This is a genomic window from Bacillus sp. L_1B0_5, from assembly GCF_000836715.1.
GTDB classification, from domain to species: domain Bacteria; phylum Bacillota; class Bacilli; order Bacillales; family Bacillaceae_G; genus Bacillus_A; species Bacillus_A thuringiensis_S.
On sequence record NZ_JXIS01000097.1, the window covers coordinates 1 to 16,639 of the forward strand.

Here is a 16,639-nt window from a genome sequence, read left to right on the forward strand (position 1 = left end):
CCGTAAAAGCCCGATTGGTTCAACTAATAATCATTGGGGATGAACACCCCCCGCTGATTAAAGTTTCACTTTATCATTATCGCTCTAGAGGTTTGGAATCATCAGGAGCGGCAAAAGGATTTTCTTTATTGATATGGTCATAGAACATAACGCCATTTAAATGGTCAATCTCGTGTTGGAATACGATTGCTGGTAAACCTTTTAAACGTAATTTTACTTCTTCTCCGTTAATAGAAGTTGCTTTTACTGTAATTCTTGTATAACGAGGAACATAACCAGGTACTTCGCGGTCTACAGATAGACAGCCTTCACCACCCTGTAAATATGTACGTTCAACAGAATGGCTAATGATTTTTGGATTGAATAATGCATGGCTATATAATGTACCGTCCGCATCGGTTACATGAACTGCAATCATTTTTTTTGAAACACCGATTTGCGGAGCCGCTAATCCGATTCCAGGGCGTAAACTATATTTTTCAGCCATTTCAGGATCTTGGCTATTTATTACAAATTCAATCATTTCTTTTAAGGTAGTTGTATCTTCTTCGCTTGCCGGTAATGACACCTCTTCTGCAACGTTGCGCAAAATAGGATCTCCTTCGCGAATAACATCTTTCATTGTAAGCATATGTAATCTCTCCTTTCCTCTTTAGTCTACCAAAGGAGATGGAAAAAGTCATCGGCAAGAAAGGGAAGGCATTTTGGAAATCGTTCTATTATAGAGTAGTTATGTATGTGATAAACAAAAAAAGACGGCAAAGCCGTCTTTTTCTTTCCATAGTTGTTTCGTTTTACATTAGCGAATGCAAGCAGCACCAACGATAATTAAAAGAATAAACAACACAACGATTAAGGCGAAGCCGCGTCCAGACCCGCCACAAGAACCGCCATAACCGTAGGAAGGATATGAACAAGTTGGATAGCAATATGAGTATCCGTACATGAGATGACCTCCTTTATCATTTCCCGCTAATACTGCGGTTACTATAATGTATGGAAGAGAGGGGAGGAATGTATAGGTATTTACCTAAAAAAGGAAGAGTAGTTTGTATATTTTTGTTACGAAGAGAGAAAAACTAAAGAGAATTAAATCGTTTACATATTATTCTAAGAGAAAAAATAAGTGAAAAAGGGAATAATATAACAGTAGGTCAATGCTTACTAATACAGATGTAAAAAATAAAAACACGTTTGTGTAGTAGAAACCTGCATATTATTTATAAAAAAACGTATTCAAAGTAATTGACATCGTAATTAGAATAGTTGTAAACTAAAAAACGTGATCAAGATTGTATTAATATGTTTCTGAAAAAACATTAGTACAGATTGTTAGGTACACAAAATTATTCTCAACCGACAGACAAACATGTTGGTTTACATCGTTGCGCTTTTTAAACTGGAAAATAGCCAGTGAAAGCGTTTCAGAATATGGTTCAAGAGAGGAAGAGGTGAACGGAATGGGTACTAAAACAAAAAAGACCCTATTTAATGTTGATGAGCAAATGAAAGCTATCGCAGCTCAATTTGAAACATTACAAATTTTAAATGAAAACGGTGAAGTTGTGAATGAAGCAGCTATGCCTGAATTATCGGATGATCAATTAAAAGAATTAATGCGTCGTATGGTGTATACTCGCGTATTAGATCAACGTTCTATTTCTTTAAACCGTCAAGGACGTTTAGGTTTCTACGCACCTACAGCTGGACAAGAAGCTTCTCAATTAGCGAGTCATTTCGCACTTGAAGCAGAAGACTTCATCTTACCAGGATACCGTGATGTACCACAATTAGTATGGCACGGATTACCATTATACCAAGCATTCTTATTCTCTCGTGGACACTTCATGGGTAACCAAATGCCTGAGAATGTAAATGCATTAGCTCCACAAATCATTATCGGTGCGCAAATCATCCAAACTGCTGGTGTTGCGTTAGGTATGAAACTACGTGGTAAAAAATCTGTTGCAATTACTTACACTGGTGACGGTGGTGCTTCACAAGGTGACTTCTACGAAGGTATGAACTTTGCAGGTGCATTCAAAGCTCCAGCAATCTTCGTTGTTCAAAACAACCGTTATGCAATTTCTACTCCAGTAGAAAAGCAATCTGCAGCTAAAACTGTAGCACAAAAAGCAGTAGCAGCAGGTATTTACGGAATTCAAGTAGACGGTATGGATCCATTAGCTGTATACGCAGCAACTGCTTTCGCTCGTGAGCGCGCAGTAAATGGCGAAGGTCCTACTTTAATCGAGACTTTAACATTCCGTTACGGTCCACATACAATGGCTGGTGATGACCCAACTCGTTACCGTACAAAAGATATCGAAAACGAATGGGAACAAAAAGACCCAATCGTACGCTTCCGTAAGTTCTTAGAAGCTAAAGGCCTATGGTCTCAAGAAGTTGAAGAGACAGTAATCGAAGAAGCAAAAGAAGATATCAAACAAGCAATTGCTAAGGCTGACCAAGCTCCAAAACAAAAAGTAACTGATTTAATGGAAATCATGTACGAAAAAATGCCTTACAACTTAGCTGAACAATATGAAATCTACAAAGAAAAGGAGTCGAAGTAAGCCATGGCTCAAATGACAATGATTCAAGCAATCACTGATGCTTTACGCGTTGAAATGAAAAATGATCCTAACGTACTTGTATTTGGTGAAGACGTTGGTGTAAACGGCGGTGTATTCCGTGCTACTGAAGGTTTACAAGCTGAATTTGGTGAAGATCGTGTAATGGATACTCCACTTGCAGAGTCTGGTATTGGTGGACTTGCAGTTGGTCTTGCACTTGAAGGATTCCGTCCAGTTCCAGAAATCCAATTCTTCGGTTTCGTTTTTGAAGTAATGGATTCAATTTCTGGTCAATTGGCTCGTATGCGTTACCGTTCTGGTGGACGTTGGACTGCTCCAGTAACAGTTCGTTCTCCATTCGGTGGTGGTGTTCATACTCCTGAACTACATGCTGATAGCTTAGAAGGATTAGTGGCTCAACAACCTGGTCTAAAAGTTGTTATTCCATCTACTCCATACGATGCTAAAGGTCTTTTAATCTCTGCGATTCGTGACAACGATCCAGTTATCTACTTAGAGCATATGAAATTGTACCGTTCATTCCGTCAAGATGTACCAGAAGGCGAATACACAATTGATTTAGGTAAAGCTGATATCAAACGTGAAGGTACAGATGTATCTGTTATCGCTTACGGTGCTATGGTTCACGCTGCATTAAAAGCTGCTGAAGAACTTGAAAAAGAAGGTATCTCTTTAGAGGTTGTTGACTTACGTACAGTTCAACCATTAGATATCGAAACAATCATCGCTTCTGTTGAAAAAACAGGTCGCGTAGTTGTAGTTCAAGAAGCTCAAAAACAAGCTGGTATTGCAGCTAACGTTGTAGCGGAAATTAACGACCGTGCAATCTTAAACTTAGAAGCTCCAGTTGTACGTGTTGCAGCTGCTGATACAGTATTCCCATTCTCTCAAGCAGAGAGCGTATGGTTACCAAACCACAAGGATATTGTTGAAGCTGTAAACAAAGTAATGAACTTCTAATTTTTAGTTTTTCATGTGCAAAAGAAATCAGCACATGCTGGTTTCTTTTGTACATATTCCATAATAATGAAATGAATCAGGGGGCTGAATTCCGTGGCATTTGAATTTAAACTACCAGATATCGGTGAAGGTATCCACGAAGGTGAAATCGTAAAATGGTTTATTAAACCAGGCGATGAAGTAAATGAAGACGATGTACTTCTTGAAGTACAAAATGATAAAGCAGTAGTAGAAATCCCTTCTCCTGTTAAAGGTAAAGTACTTGAAGTACTTGTAGAAGAAGGAACAGTTGCAATCGTAGGAGATACATTAATTAAATTTGATGCTCCTGGATACGAAAACCTTAAATTTAAAGGTGACGATCATGATGAAGCTCCAAAAGCTGAAGAAGCAGCAGTAGAAGCTCCAGCAGCGGAAGCTACTCCAGCAGCAACTGCAGAAGTAGTAAATGAGCGCGTAATCGCTATGCCATCTGTTCGTAAATACGCTCGTGAAAAAGGTGTAGACATTCATAAAGTAGCTGGTACTGGTAAGAATGGCCGTATCGTAAAAGCTGACATCGATGCATTTGCAAATGGTGGACAAACTGTAGCAGCAACTGAGGCTCCAGCAGCAGTAGAAGCTACTCCAGCAGCAGCGAAAGAAGAAGCACCAAAAGCACAACCAATTCCAGCTGGTGAATATCCAGAAACTCGTGAGAAAATGAGTGGTATCCGTAAAGCGATTGCGAAAGCAATGGTTAACTCTAAGCATACAGCTCCTCACGTAACATTAATGGATGAAGTTGATGTAACTGAGCTTGTTGCTCACCGTAAGAAGTTCAAAGCAGTAGCAGCTGACAAAGGTATTAAATTAACTTACCTTCCATACGTTGTTAAAGCTTTAACATCTGCATTACGTGAATACCCAATGTTAAACACTTCTTTAGACGATGCATCTCAAGAAGTAGTTCATAAGCATTACTTCAACATCGGTATCGCAGCTGATACAGACAAAGGTCTATTAGTACCAGTTGTTAAAGATACAGATCGCAAGTCTATCTTCACTATTTCTAACGAGATCAATGATCTTGCTGGTAAAGCACGTGAAGGTCGTCTAGCTCCAACTGAAATGAAAGGTGCTTCTTGCACAATTACAAACATTGGTTCTGCAGGTGGACAATGGTTCACTCCAGTTATCAATCACCCAGAAGTAGCAATCCTTGGTATCGGCCGTATCGCTGAAAAACCAGTTGTGAAAAATGGTGAGATCGTAGCAGCTCCAGTATTAGCATTATCTCTAAGCTTTGACCATCGTTTAATTGACGGCGCAACTGCTCAAAAAGCGTTAAACCAAATTAAACGTCTATTGAATGACCCACAATTATTAGTAATGGAGGCGTAATAACAATGGTAGTAGGAGATTTCCCAATTGAATTAGATACAGTCGTTGTTGGTGCAGGTCCTGGTGGATACGTTGCGGCAATTCGTGCAGCACAATTAGGTCAAAAGGTAGCAATCATTGAAAAAGCTAACCTTGGTGGCGTATGCTTAAACGTTGGATGTATTCCTTCAAAAGCGTTAATCAATGCAGGTCATCGTTATGAGAATGCAATGCATTCTGATGACATGGGTATCACTGCAGAGAACGTAAAAGTTGACTTTACAAAAGTTCAAGAATGGAAAAACGGCGTAGTTAAGAAATTAACTGGCGGTGTTGAAGGCCTTCTTAAAGGTAACAAAGTTGAAATCATTCGCGGTGAAGCTTACTTCGTAGATGCTAATACATTACGCGTTATGACTGAAGATGCAGCTCAAACTTATACGTTTAAAAATGCTGTTCTTGCAACTGGTTCTACACCAATCGAAATTCCAGGATTCAAATACTCTAAACGTGTTATCAACTCTACAGGTGCTTTAAGCTTACCTGAAATTCCTAAAAAACTTGTTGTAATCGGCGGCGGTTACATCGGTATGGAATTAGGTACTGCATATGCTAACTTCGGTACAGAAGTTACTGTAGTAGAAGCTGGCGACGAAATCTTAGCTGGTTTCGAAAAAGCTATGAGCTCTGTTGTTAAACGTGCTCTACAGAAAAAAGGTAACGTAAATATCCATACAAAAGCTATGGCTAAAGGCGTTGAAGAAACAGAAACTGGCGTAAAAGTTAGCTTTGAAGTTAAAGGTGAAATCCAAACTGTAGAAGCAGATTACGTATTAGTAACTGTAGGTCGTCGTCCAAACACTCAAGAAATCGGTCTTGAGCAAGTTGGAGTTAAAATGACTGACCGCGGCATCATCGAAATCGATGAGCAATGTCGTACAAATGTACCAAACATCTATGCAATCGGTGATATCGTTCCTGGACCACCATTAGCTCACAAAGCTTCTTACGAAGGTAAAGTAGCTGTAGAAGCAATTAGTGGCCATGCATCAGCTATCGATTACATCGGAATTCCTGCAGTGTGCTTCACTGATCCAGAATTAGCATCTGTTGGTTACACTAAAAAACAAGCTGAAGAAGCTGGAATGACTGTAACTGTATCTAAGTTCCCATTCGCTGCTAACGGTCGTGCATTATCATTAAACAGCACTGACGGTTTCCTACAACTTGTAACACGTAAAGAAGATGGTCTTCTTGTAGGTGCTCAAGTTGCAGGTGCAGGTGCTTCTGATATTATCTCTGAAATTGGTTTAGCTATCGAAGCTGGAATGACAGCTGAAGATATCGCTCAAACAATCCATGCTCACCCAACATTAGGTGAAATCACAATGGAAGCAGCTGAAGTTGCTCTTGGAATGCCAATTCACATTGTAAAATAATTTAAGTAATGTAAATAGCCCCTCTCTTATTATAAGAGAGGGGCTATTTTTATTTTCATCAAATGACTTGCAAGGTCTTTAAACGTACTTGTCGAATGAATATATAATACTTTAACAAATGATTTAGGCGTAACTTACTTCAAAGGTAATATATATCATCCTATAATATGTAATTGATTCAAACTTAACCCCATATATTAATAAAATAGAGCATGTCAAAGGAGAAGGTTCCATGAAAATATTACATGTTATATTTTATCATTTACTACTATGGAGTGGCTTTTCCACTGTATTAACATTATCGAATGGTGATAAGTTTCATTATAAAGTTATTCTTTTTTTCGTGTTCCTGTATTTAGCCTATGTAATAGCATATTTTGTATTACACGTAAGAAAGCAAGCGTTATTTCTTACATGTTCGAATTGTATACTATTTTTAATCGTATTATTTATTTTTTAAATTAACGTTTATAAAAATACATTGTTCTTCCATTAAATAATTGTAACTCTCCTTCTAATTTCTTCGCTAAAAAACGGCAAAATTCATTTGCTTTCCCTTTGTCACCATATGTTGCATTAGGTGGTAAAGAAACTTGGATGAAAGATTGTTCATTTTCTATACCAACACCAATATAAATTGAGTCATACCGATCGTGATTGGATTGAAGTTTTAATGTTGTTGTAGATGTATCTAAAATTTCATAAGGAAAAGCGGTATTTGTATATGTGAAATTAATTTGGGCACCAGTTTTAGAAGTAACTGTTTTATAATAATGAAAAAGTTGTTTTATATCATCTATTGAAACAGATTGTTGATTGGATTTAGGTACAAGCGTAATAAAGGCGTGTTGCATATAAGTTCCCCCTAACTTAGTAGAATACTATCATTCTACATCCTACTGAATTTTTTGACAATTAAAAGGAGTATTACATGTTTTGTTTAATATACTAGTAATGAAACGTGATGTAGAAAGGTGGAAACCAATGTTTGAAAAATTGTATGATGAGCATGAAAGTGTGAAGGTACGATTTTTAGGATTTATGACACATGATACACGTTATGATTTTGGTGTTATTTATACAAATATGTTTTTTGGAAAACCGCTCATTGTTTGTATGCAAACAGGAAGGTCTACTTTACTCGGACGAGATGATGTAGAGAATGTTCAATATATACAGGAGATTTTTAAATTAGGATCAGAAGAGGAAGCGAAGGAGTTAGCTCAGTTTTTCAAATTTCTAGTTCCTTCAACTTCTTTACATGCGGAATATGAAGAATAATTAATGTGAAACAGTCGTACTTATAAATATGGCTGTTTTTTATTTGAATATCGCATACTAATTAAAATTTAAAATATTTAATGTGTTATACTAAAAACCTATTGACGTAAAAAGTATAACATATTAAAATAAAGACAGAAAGTTAAGCGGTTACAAAAAAGTTTTTGGGATTATAAACTTAGGGGGAAATGAAAAATGGGAACAATCGTATGTCAAGATTGTGAAGGTACAATTGCACACTTCGAAGATGAGAAAGTAACGGTACTTTACGGGAAATGTGGATCTTGCGGATGTGATCACACAGAGCATACAAAAGCCCAATAATTGATAGGAAATGGACAGCTAAAAGTTTTTAGGACCATAAACTTAGGGGGAAATGAAAAATGGGAACAATCGTATGCCAAGTATGTGAAGGAACAATCGGACATTTTGAAGATGAGAAAACGACAGTACTTTACGGAAAATGTGGAACAAATTGTGACTGTGCTAGAAAAGATAATGCGAAAGCTTAATGATAAATAAATAGATTACTATTAAAACTCAGGGGGAAATGAAAATGGGAACAATCGTATGCCAAGTATGTGAAGGAACAATTGGACATTTTGAAGATGAAAAATCAACAGTACTATACGGGAAATGTGGATCTCATTGCGAATGTGACCATAAAGAACATACAAAAGCTTAATAATAAGAAAAAGCGCCTACATGTGTAGGCGCTTTTTTAATAAATTGTAGTTGTATGGCCAACTGTTGCAACGATTGCATCATCTCTAATTGGAATAAAGCTTATGGATGTCTGTGGTGTACTAGAAGAAGCGTATTGGCTCATTATACGGCTATCTATACGGGTAATAGTATCGGTCAAGAAAGCTGAAATAAAAGCGTAAGGGACACGTCGTTCATTTAATGAATAAATAATTTCTTCTTTTGTTTTTACACCTACGCCATGTCCGTAAAAAAAGAAATTTCCTAAATAGATTGTGTTTTCTCCTTGCCACTCAATCGTAGCTGGATTCACTTGTGGGTTTTTAAAGTAAACGAGGTCACCTGGAACAAGATCGCCACCGTTTTTTGTTATGAGCCTTAGATCTTGATCATAGTCCCATGTATAAAGTAAAAGGTTTGCAAATAGACGATTGAAAGTTTCTTCCTCATACAATGATAATAAAGCTTTATAAAAAATAATGATCATAGCGGTTGCACATTCAGTTCCATATAGTTTTCCGTTTTTGAAAATATCTTGTATGGCAATGGAAGGTGGTATGTTTGGAAGAAGCTCGAATCCTCCAAGGGATGTTCTTTTCCAATACTGGGGGTTGCAAAAGGATTGTTGAAATGTGCGAAACTGAAATCCACTTTGAAAAAGTTCTAGTGCAGAGATAATAATATTAACTCGTAAATTGAGATCAAAGCTGAGTTCATCAGCTGTTCGGAAGGAATAAACTTCTTGATTTCCTGCCATTATTGATAAAATTTGTTGTTTCTCTGCTGCAAATGGCTCATATTCATTTGTAATATAAGGATGTACAATAGAACGGCCTATTACAATCATAATAGTATCCCCACCTATACGTTACATTCTTTAGTATCGTATGAAGAAAAGGAAAAAAGGTGAAAAAAAAGCCTATCAACTGATAGGCTTGTACTCTTTAATAACACGTAATGTTTGTAATGTCATATCTTCAGGACCTTGTACAGGTAAACCTGCTTCTAAGTTTTTACGAATATACTCTAAGTTTTCTTGTGTAATAATTTCCCCCGGAGTAAAGATTGGAATCCCTGGCGGATAAACCATAACAAAATCAGCTATAATACGACCCGATGCATTTTCAAATGGAATGACTTCTGTTTCCGAATAAAAAGCATCTCGAGGAGAAAGTGCTAGCACTGGAATTTCTGGAATCTCTACTTGTACTTGAACACCTTTATCTGCCCTATTTCTAAATGTTGCTGCTAAATCTTGTAATGCTGCAATAAGTGTATTTGTATCACTTTCTGTGTCTCCCAAAGTGATAAGACATAGTATGTTGTATAAATCTGAGAGTTCTACTTCAATGTTATATTGCTCTCTAAGCCATACTTCAGCTTGGTGGCCGGTAATACCTAAATCTTTTACAGATACAATTATCTTTGTAGGATCATAGTTAAAGGTAGCATCTGTACCTAACATTTCTTTTCCAGGACAGTAAAGATGCTCAATAGAATTTATAGCATCACGAACATGTTCAGCTAATTGTATTGTTTGTTCTATGAGTGCTGTTCCTTCTGTAGCAAGACGTTTTCTCGCAACATCAAGTGATGCTAACAAGATGTAAGAAGTTGATGTAGTTGTAAGCATGCTAATAATAGATTGGACATGTTTTACATTCACCAAGCCTTCTTTCACATTAAGAATAGAACTTTGAGTTAAAGAGCCTCCTAATTTGTGAACACTTGTTGCTGCCATGTCTGCACCAGCTTGCATCGCTGACATCGGCAATTCATCGTGAAAATGAATATGAACACCATGAGCCTCGTCGACTAGTACAGGGATGTCATAAGAATGTGCTAATTGTACAATCTGTTCTAAGTCTGCAGCAAATCCAAAGTACGTTGGGTTAATAACAAGTAAGCCCTTTGCATCTGAGTGCTCTTCAAGTGCTTTTTTGACAGATTGAATTGTGATTCCATGAGAAATACCGAGTTTCGGATCGATTTCAGGATGCATGAAAATCGGTTTTGCACCTGAGAAAATAATAGCTGACATTACTGATTTATGCACGTTTCGTGGTACTAGGATTTTGTCACCAGGACCGCAAACGCTCATCACCATTGTCATAATAGCGCCACTTGTACCTTGAATAGAAAAGAAAGTATGATCTGCACCGAATGCAGCGGCTGCTAAATCCTGTGCTTCTTTAATCATACCTTTTGGATGATGTAAATCATCGAGTGGCGCAATATTAATTAAATCAATTGCTAATGCATTATGCCCAATAAATTCGCGAAATGTAGGATCCATGCCCTGTCCTTTTTTATGACCAGGAATATGGAATTGAATTGGATTTCGCTTACTGTGCTCAACTAAAGCGGTAAACAATGGTGTTTCGTATTGGGACAATCTATACACCCCTTCTTCTTCGTAATATTTAGTATAATTTGTTTTATATAATCCTGCTCTAAAAAAGTAAGTCCTTTTTTAGAATAAGGCTTGTTTTTCTGCCATTCAAAAAATCGTTTTTGAGATGGTAGCTTCACTTTATTTTCTATAAAACAAAAGCATTATATCACCAATAATTATAGATGTATAGAAAAAAATATTTTTAAGGTGAGTATGTTTAATAGTTAGCCTCAACTAATGAATAGAGGAAGACAATTCCATTAAAATGAATAAATAGTGTATAATGCAGAGTGGCTATATTGAAACAAGAAGAAATGATAAATGAGGTGCGAAATGGAATATCAATATCCGTTAGATTATGATTGGTCAAATGAGGAAATGGTTATAATTGTGAAGTTTTATGAAGCGATTGAGAAAGCTTATGAAAAAGGAATTATAAGAGAAGAATTAATGGGTTTATATCGTCGTTTTAAAGAGATTGTTCCATCGAAAGCAGAAGAAAAGAAAATTGATAAAGAGTTTCAAGAAGTAAGTGGATACTCTATATATCGTGCTATTCAAAGGGCAAAGGAAGTCGAAGAACAAAAGCTTGTAAAAATGTAAAAAATATTTTGAAAAATAAAAACTGAAGTGATATAATGTGATAACAACTAAAAACGGACAATATAAATTGTCCGTTTTCTACTATCGATTACAAAGTGCATATAAAGGAAGGAGTGATTGCATCGTAGATTCAATCTTAGCAAGGAATTGTTCGTTGGTCATTGCTGAAAACTCCTCTGGTGATATATGAATACCAACTAATAATTCTGCTTTTTTTACAGTAGCTAGTCGTTCAATCATCTTTTGTAAGTCTTCAGTTTCAAGTGTCTTATGTAATTTCACACTTGGTTTAGTATGGTCAATGGACCAAACGAAGTCATTTGGAATATTTGTTTTTAAATCATTTAAATGTTCTAAGAAGGCATGAGCCGTCTCAACTTTTTGTGGACACTCATAGATTAAACCAAAGTATATGAAGGCATGAGTACCCCATAAGCCGATTTGGAAATGCGGTAGCATTTTATATCCTCGTTTATTTGTTGAAAAAGCAACCCAAGTATCGTTTGGTGGATTGACTTTGCGGCGTGCGTGTTTTGCAACATGATAAAAAAAGTTCTCATCAGTGTGTTGGGATAAGTATTCTGCAAATTGTTCCCCTAAAGCTTCTAGCTTAGGATGAATGTTCGTTTTAATTGCACTCATTCGTTCTTCGAGACCATCAACTGTAAAGACATCAAAATCAGTTGACTTGAATGTTTGTATTGTCATGATTGTTCCTCCAACTCCTATTTTGCTTTTATTTTAGCATAGCTTGTACTATTCATAAAAAAAACAGCACAAAAAAATTTAAATAAAAAAATATAATTTTGTTGCATAGATGATTTATCCAACATAGTATAGTATAAAACAAAAAATCAGAAAATTGAATTAATTCTAGTCCGAGGGCAGACGAATATTGGGAGGAGGCAAATAATATGAGACAGGTGATTAATGCGTTAAAGAGAACAGATGCCGAAAAGAGAATACCGGTGCTACGTTTGGAGCTAGATTATGAATTAGCAACTTTATATGATGCGATGATGGAAGATGATAAACAGAAAAAAGAAGAGTGTGTACAAAAGTTAGAAGTGTTAAGACTTGAAATGATTCGTTTAGAAGCGTAATAATAGTATATGTATAAAAAATTAGTTGGTGCGAACCTTATAAAGGGTTCGTTTTTTCTGTGAACAGTATAGATCGGAGTGTTTAAACATGCAAGAAGTATGGAAAGACATCGATGCACACGCCAAACGGTGGATTCGGGATGCAGGAGAGCATTTAATGGCATCCATGAAAAAAGCACTTATTATAGAAACAAAATCCAATGCAGCTGACTTAGTTACAAATATGGACCGAGAGATAGAACAGTTTTTAATTGGGAAAATTAAAGAAACATTCCCGAATCATAATATTTTAGGAGAAGAGGGTTATGGAGACGAGATAACGTCTTCTGACGGGGTTGTTTGGTTAATTGATCCAATTGACGGCACGATGAACTTTGTTCATCAAAAAAGAAATTTTGCAATTTCAATTGGGATTTATGAGAACGGTATCGGAAAGATTGGACTTATTTATGATCCAGTACATGATGAACTATATCATGCAGTCAAGGGGTCTGGAGCTTTTTGTAATGATATATCAATTCCTCCATTGGAAAAAGGGACTGTAGAGCAAAGTATTGTAGCTTTAAATGCGATATGGCTTACAGATAATCCATTGCTTAATATGGAAAGTATGATGGCACTTGTTAAGAAAGCAAGGGGCACGAGATCATATGGCTGTGCAGCGTTAGAGATGGTATATGTTGCAACAGGAAGAATAGATGCATATGTAACGCCCAGATTATCACCATGGGATTTTGGCGGAGGACAGATAATTGTAGAAGAAGTTGGAGGTAAGGTAACGACATTCGCTGGAGCGCCACTTTCTATCATAGAGAAGAGCAGTGTGTTAGTTGCAAAACCAGGAGTGTATGAAGAAGTGTTATCATTTATATGAGAGCAACAAAAAAAGTAAGAGGCTGTGTATAAGCTTCTTACTTTTTAGCGTTATTGTGATTTGCGCATTTTTCTTTTTGTTACAAAACCGTATCCAACTGCAACAAATGTACCGATAATGCAAATAATAATACCGATTGGACTATTTTCAGCAATCATAATGCCGATACCGATTAAGAAAATAACACCGATAATTGCGGTTAATAAAAAGCGATATTGAATGTGTTCCATTTCTTCACCCTCCAATCTCATTTTACTTTCACAAAAGTAAGAATACAACTATATTTTCATTCTTGCTTTTATTTTAATTGCTATTGTATCCCCTTCGCTCTTATAATAGAGAAGGATTAAAAAGACATTAGGAGTTGGACATGTTGAAAAAACGACAAGATTTACGTAATATAGCAATTATTGCCCACGTTGACCATGGTAAAACAACACTTGTTGACCAGTTATTACGTCAAGCGGGGACATTCCGTGCGAATGAACATATTGAAGAACGCGCAATGGATTCAAATGATCTAGAAAGAGAACGCGGTATTACAATTTTAGCGAAGAATACAGCGATTCACTATGAAGATAAAAGAATTAACATTTTAGATACACCAGGTCACGCTGACTTCGGTGGAGAAGTAGAACGTATCATGAAAATGGTTGATGGTGTTCTACTTGTTGTTGATGCATATGAAGGTTGTATGCCACAAACACGATTCGTTTTAAAGAAAGCTCTTGAGCAAAACTTAACTCCAATCGTTGTTGTAAACAAAATTGACCGTGACTTCGCTCGCCCTGATGAAGTAGTTGATGAAGTAGTTGACTTATTCATCGAACTTGGTGCAAACGAAGATCAATTAGAGTTCCCAGTTGTATTTGCATCAGCAATGAACGGAACAGCAAGCTTAGATTCAAATCCAGCAAATCAAGAAGAGAATATGAAATCATTATTCGATACAATTATCGAACATATTCCAGCACCAGTTGATAACAGCGAAGAGCCACTTCAATTCCAAGTAGCACTTCTGGATTACAACGACTACGTTGGACGTATTGGAGTTGGACGCGTATTCCGCGGTACAATGAAGGTTGGACAACAAGTTGCTTTAATGAAAGTTGACGGAAGTGTAAAACAATTCCGCGTAACGAAATTATTCGGTTACATTGGATTAAAACGTCAAGAAATTGAAGAAGCAAAAGCTGGAGATTTAGTAGCTGTTTCAGGTATGGAAGACATTAACGTAGGTGAAACGGTATGTCCGGTTGAGCATGAAGAGGCTTTACCATTATTACGTATTGATGAGCCAACGCTACAAATGACATTCCTTGTAAATAACAGCCCATTTGCAGGTCGTGAAGGTAAATTCATTACATCTCGTAAAATTGAAGAGCGTCTTCGTTCACAATTAGAAACAGATGTAAGTTTACGTGTAGATAATACAGATTCTCCTGATGCATGGATCGTATCTGGACGCGGGGAACTGCATTTATCTATCTTAATTGAAAACATGCGTCGTGAAGGTTATGAACTACAAGTATCTAAGCCTGAAGTAATTATTAAAGATGTCGATGGCGTAAGATGTGAACCTGTAGAGCGCGTACAAATTGATGTTCCTGAAGAATACACTGGTTCTATTATGGAATCAATGGGTGCACGTAAAGGTGAAATGTTAGACATGGTGAATAACGGAAACGGTCAAGTTCGCCTTACTTTCATGGTTCCGGCACGTGGTTTAATTGGTTACACAACAGAATTCCTAACATTAACTCGTGGTTACGGTATTTTAAATCATACATTCGATTGCTACCAACCAGTACATGCTGGACAAGTGGGTGGACGTCGCCAAGGTGTTCTAGTTTCACTTGAAACAGGAAAAGCATCACAATACGGTATTATGCAAGTTGAAGACCGTGGTGTAATCTTCGTTGAACCAGGTACAGAAGTATATGCTGGTATGATTGTAGGAGAACATACTCGTGAGAACGACTTAACAGTTAACGTTGTGAAAATGAAACAACAAACTAACATTCGTTCTGCAACGAAAGATCAAACTTCAACAATGAAAAAACCACGCTTAATGACTCTAGAAGAGTCATTAGAGTACTTAAACGATGACGAGTTCTGTGAAGTAACTCCAGAATCAATTCGTTTACGTAAAAAGATTCTTGATAAGAGCGAACGTGAAAGAGCTGCTAAGAAAAAGAAATCTGTAGAAGCGTAAAAAAAAACAGCTACCTTAAATTAAGGTAGCTGTTTTTTTTATGTTTATTTTTAGAATATTTACTCTTTTTAGTGGACAGTATTTTTTTCGCGGGTTACTCTTGTATTAAGTACATAAAGAAATTTTGTTTTTTTATGAGAAGGGGGGATAAATAGTGTTAGAAAGAATGTCTTTTTTTGCGAAATTATGTAAAGTTGATGAAAATCCAGAATTAGGGATGTGGTTACTGTATGGCATCATTATTATATTAAGTGCACTTGTGTATAATTTAGGTTTTGCAAGAAAACTATCAATAATAAAAAATATAGTGATATATATATCGTTAGCGATTGGATGTACAGTGTTAACTTTCTTTGCAGTTTTTTTACCTGTTGGAGAGGGACTTGTTGTAGCGGCAATTGTACTTGGAATTTATAGGTTACGATTACGTCAAGCGAAACAACAAAAAGCAGGGTGAGGGGGCGAAGTTTTATGCGTTCAGTACAAGATGTACTATATAATTGGTTAACAATTAAAACAGTTGCGGAAGCACGTCCGGATGATAGTGCTGCAAAAGAAACATATTTGTTATTTCAAAATATGATATATGAAGAACATAAATTAAAAGATGTGGAAGTTAAAAAGAACGAGGAAATGTATTTAATTACATATGAAATGAATGGGGAAAGGAAATCTGCAAGGTTTCCGCTAGAAGCCATTGATTGTTTCTTGGATCAGATGAACCGTGAGCCAGAAAAATATAAATAAGTCCTTATCTATATGAGTAAGGACTTATTTACATTTTACCAATCGTCTTCGACTTTTTTATCACGATATAATCGGAAATTACCACTTGCATGACGTTCCATTGTACGCTCTGCAATTCGTTCCGAACATTCCATGCACATATATGTATGAATAGGGCGATTACGCAGTTTTTTTGCCATAGGATTTTCATCATCTAACATATCTTTTTTATCACAAATCATACATTTGACTCTCATTTCGTCACCTCAATACGAATTCTATCAGTATAAGTATATCATGGAAGTATAATGTTTTTGAATAATAGTGGGAAAAAATAATATTTTCGCAATTCGAAAAATAAGTTATGATAAGGATATAC

At 36.4% G+C, this 16,639-nt stretch carries 23 protein-coding genes; 15 read left to right on the forward strand and 8 right to left on the reverse strand.

The features are described 5' to 3' along the window. Positions 1–76 precede the first annotated feature (76 nt). Complete coding sequence (def, locus tag RT27_RS25165) at positions 77–631, reverse strand: peptide deformylase (protein WP_000957048.1); 555 nt, start codon at positions 629–631, stop codon at positions 77–79. Positions 632–799: 168 nt separating this feature from the next. After that, positions 800–946, reverse strand: coding sequence for a YjcZ family sporulation protein (locus RT27_RS25170; RefSeq protein ID WP_000274562.1), 147 nt, complete (start codon positions 944–946; stop codon positions 800–802). A gap of 514 nt (positions 947–1,460) precedes the next feature. Between RT27_RS25170 and pdhA the strand changes: the two genes are divergently transcribed. The 5 genes from pdhA (at position 1,461) to RT27_RS25195 (ending at position 6,818) form a co-directional block, all read left to right on the forward strand. Next, a complete protein-coding gene (gene pdhA, locus RT27_RS25175; RefSeq protein WP_000536895.1) occupies positions 1,461–2,576 on the forward strand; it encodes a pyruvate dehydrogenase E1 component subunit alpha in 1,116 nt (371 codons plus the stop codon). A 3-nt stretch (positions 2,577–2,579) separates the two neighbouring features. Continuing rightward, the gene (gene pdhB / locus RT27_RS25180; RefSeq protein ID WP_000068163.1) at positions 2,580–3,557 is read left to right on the forward strand and encodes a pyruvate dehydrogenase complex E1 component subunit beta; all 978 of its coding nucleotides are present in this window, start codon (positions 2,580–2,582) and stop codon (positions 3,555–3,557) included. Between the two features lie 93 nt (positions 3,558–3,650). Further along, positions 3,651–4,940, forward strand: a complete 1,290-nt coding sequence (gene pdhC / locus RT27_RS25185) for a pyruvate dehydrogenase complex dihydrolipoyllysine-residue acetyltransferase (RefSeq protein WP_000863420.1) — start codon at positions 3,651–3,653, stop codon at positions 4,938–4,940. Between the two features lie 5 nt (positions 4,941–4,945). Then, positions 4,946–6,358, forward strand: coding sequence for a dihydrolipoyl dehydrogenase (gene lpdA, locus RT27_RS25190; protein WP_000260104.1), 1,413 nt, complete (start codon positions 4,946–4,948; stop codon positions 6,356–6,358). Positions 6,359–6,590: 232 nt separating this feature from the next. Further along, positions 6,591–6,818: a hypothetical protein gene (locus tag RT27_RS25195; protein WP_000697470.1), complete on the forward strand. Its 228-nt coding sequence runs from the start codon at positions 6,591–6,593 to the stop codon at positions 6,816–6,818. Position 6,819: 1 nt separating this feature from the next. Here RT27_RS25195 and RT27_RS25200 read toward each other — a convergent pair whose 3' ends face one another. Beyond that, complete coding sequence (locus tag RT27_RS25200; RefSeq protein ID WP_029443150.1) at positions 6,820–7,212, reverse strand: DUF1885 family protein; 393 nt, start codon at positions 7,210–7,212, stop codon at positions 6,820–6,822. A 130-nt stretch (positions 7,213–7,342) separates the two neighbouring features. Between RT27_RS25200 and RT27_RS25205 the strand changes: the two genes are divergently transcribed. The 4 genes from RT27_RS25205 (at position 7,343) to RT27_RS25220 (ending at position 8,324) form a co-directional block, all read left to right on the forward strand. After that, positions 7,343–7,639, forward strand: coding sequence for a DUF3055 domain-containing protein (locus RT27_RS25205; RefSeq protein WP_000462038.1), 297 nt, complete (start codon positions 7,343–7,345; stop codon positions 7,637–7,639). Positions 7,640–7,834: 195 nt separating this feature from the next. After that, positions 7,835–7,963, forward strand: coding sequence for a GapA-binding peptide SR1P (locus RT27_RS25210; protein WP_000536778.1), 129 nt, complete (start codon positions 7,835–7,837; stop codon positions 7,961–7,963). Between the two features lie 59 nt (positions 7,964–8,022). Then, on the forward strand, positions 8,023–8,151 hold the full coding sequence (locus tag RT27_RS25215) for a GapA-binding peptide SR1P (protein ID WP_000536803.1): 129 nt from the start codon (positions 8,023–8,025) through the stop codon (positions 8,149–8,151). A gap of 44 nt (positions 8,152–8,195) precedes the next feature. Continuing rightward, positions 8,196–8,324, forward strand: a complete 129-nt coding sequence (locus tag RT27_RS25220) for a GapA-binding peptide SR1P (protein WP_000536796.1) — start codon at positions 8,196–8,198, stop codon at positions 8,322–8,324. Positions 8,325–8,360: 36 nt separating this feature from the next. On the opposite strand, the gene RT27_RS25225 is transcribed toward RT27_RS25220, so the two are convergent. Beyond that, entirely contained in the window at positions 8,361–9,191 is an 831-nt protein-coding gene (locus RT27_RS25225) for a protein-glutamine gamma-glutamyltransferase (protein ID WP_000635337.1), read from the reverse strand. Between the two features lie 75 nt (positions 9,192–9,266). Then, entirely contained in the window at positions 9,267–10,739 is a 1,473-nt protein-coding gene (speA, locus tag RT27_RS25230; protein WP_016080448.1) for an arginine decarboxylase, read from the reverse strand. A gap of 333 nt (positions 10,740–11,072) precedes the next feature. Here speA and RT27_RS25235 point away from each other — a divergent pair, with 333 nt between their 5' ends. After that, a complete protein-coding gene (locus RT27_RS25235; RefSeq protein WP_000456546.1) occupies positions 11,073–11,342 on the forward strand; it encodes a UPF0223 family protein in 270 nt (89 codons plus the stop codon). An 81-nt stretch (positions 11,343–11,423) separates the two neighbouring features. Here RT27_RS25235 and RT27_RS25240 read toward each other — a convergent pair whose 3' ends face one another. Continuing rightward, positions 11,424–12,050 (reverse strand): DUF1054 domain-containing protein, encoded by a 627-nt coding sequence (locus tag RT27_RS25240; RefSeq protein WP_000155318.1) that lies wholly within the window; start codon positions 12,048–12,050, stop codon positions 11,424–11,426. Between the two features lie 206 nt (positions 12,051–12,256). On the opposite strand from RT27_RS25240, the gene RT27_RS25245 reads away from it, so the two are divergent. Both RT27_RS25245 and RT27_RS25250 read left to right on the forward strand, forming a co-directional pair. After that, positions 12,257–12,445, forward strand: a complete 189-nt coding sequence (locus RT27_RS25245) for a hypothetical protein (protein WP_001250164.1) — start codon at positions 12,257–12,259, stop codon at positions 12,443–12,445. Between the two features lie 88 nt (positions 12,446–12,533). Beyond that, on the forward strand, positions 12,534–13,319 hold the full coding sequence (locus RT27_RS25250) for an inositol monophosphatase family protein (protein ID WP_016080450.1): 786 nt from the start codon (positions 12,534–12,536) through the stop codon (positions 13,317–13,319). Between the two features lie 50 nt (positions 13,320–13,369). Here RT27_RS25250 and RT27_RS25255 read toward each other — a convergent pair whose 3' ends face one another. Further along, the gene (locus tag RT27_RS25255; protein ID WP_000400123.1) at positions 13,370–13,549 is read right to left on the reverse strand and encodes a DUF5325 family protein; all 180 of its coding nucleotides are present in this window, start codon (positions 13,547–13,549) and stop codon (positions 13,370–13,372) included. Positions 13,550–13,689: 140 nt separating this feature from the next. Here RT27_RS25255 and typA point away from each other — a divergent pair, with 140 nt between their 5' ends. The 3 genes from typA (at position 13,690) to RT27_RS25270 (ending at position 16,281) form a co-directional block, all read left to right on the forward strand. Further along, positions 13,690–15,534 (forward strand): translational GTPase TypA, encoded by a 1,845-nt coding sequence (gene typA / locus RT27_RS25260; RefSeq protein ID WP_016080451.1) that lies wholly within the window; start codon positions 13,690–13,692, stop codon positions 15,532–15,534. Positions 15,535–15,688: 154 nt separating this feature from the next. Continuing rightward, the gene (locus RT27_RS25265) at positions 15,689–15,991 is read left to right on the forward strand and encodes a YlaH-like family protein (RefSeq protein WP_016080452.1); all 303 of its coding nucleotides are present in this window, start codon (positions 15,689–15,691) and stop codon (positions 15,989–15,991) included. A 14-nt stretch (positions 15,992–16,005) separates the two neighbouring features. Next, complete coding sequence (locus RT27_RS25270; RefSeq protein WP_043937977.1) at positions 16,006–16,281, forward strand: hypothetical protein; 276 nt, start codon at positions 16,006–16,008, stop codon at positions 16,279–16,281. Between the two features lie 35 nt (positions 16,282–16,316). Here the strand turns inward: RT27_RS25270 and RT27_RS25275 are convergent, their stop codons facing one another. Then, positions 16,317–16,517 (reverse strand): YlaI family protein, encoded by a 201-nt coding sequence (locus RT27_RS25275; RefSeq protein WP_001995040.1) that lies wholly within the window; start codon positions 16,515–16,517, stop codon positions 16,317–16,319. Positions 16,518–16,639 lie beyond the last annotated feature (122 nt).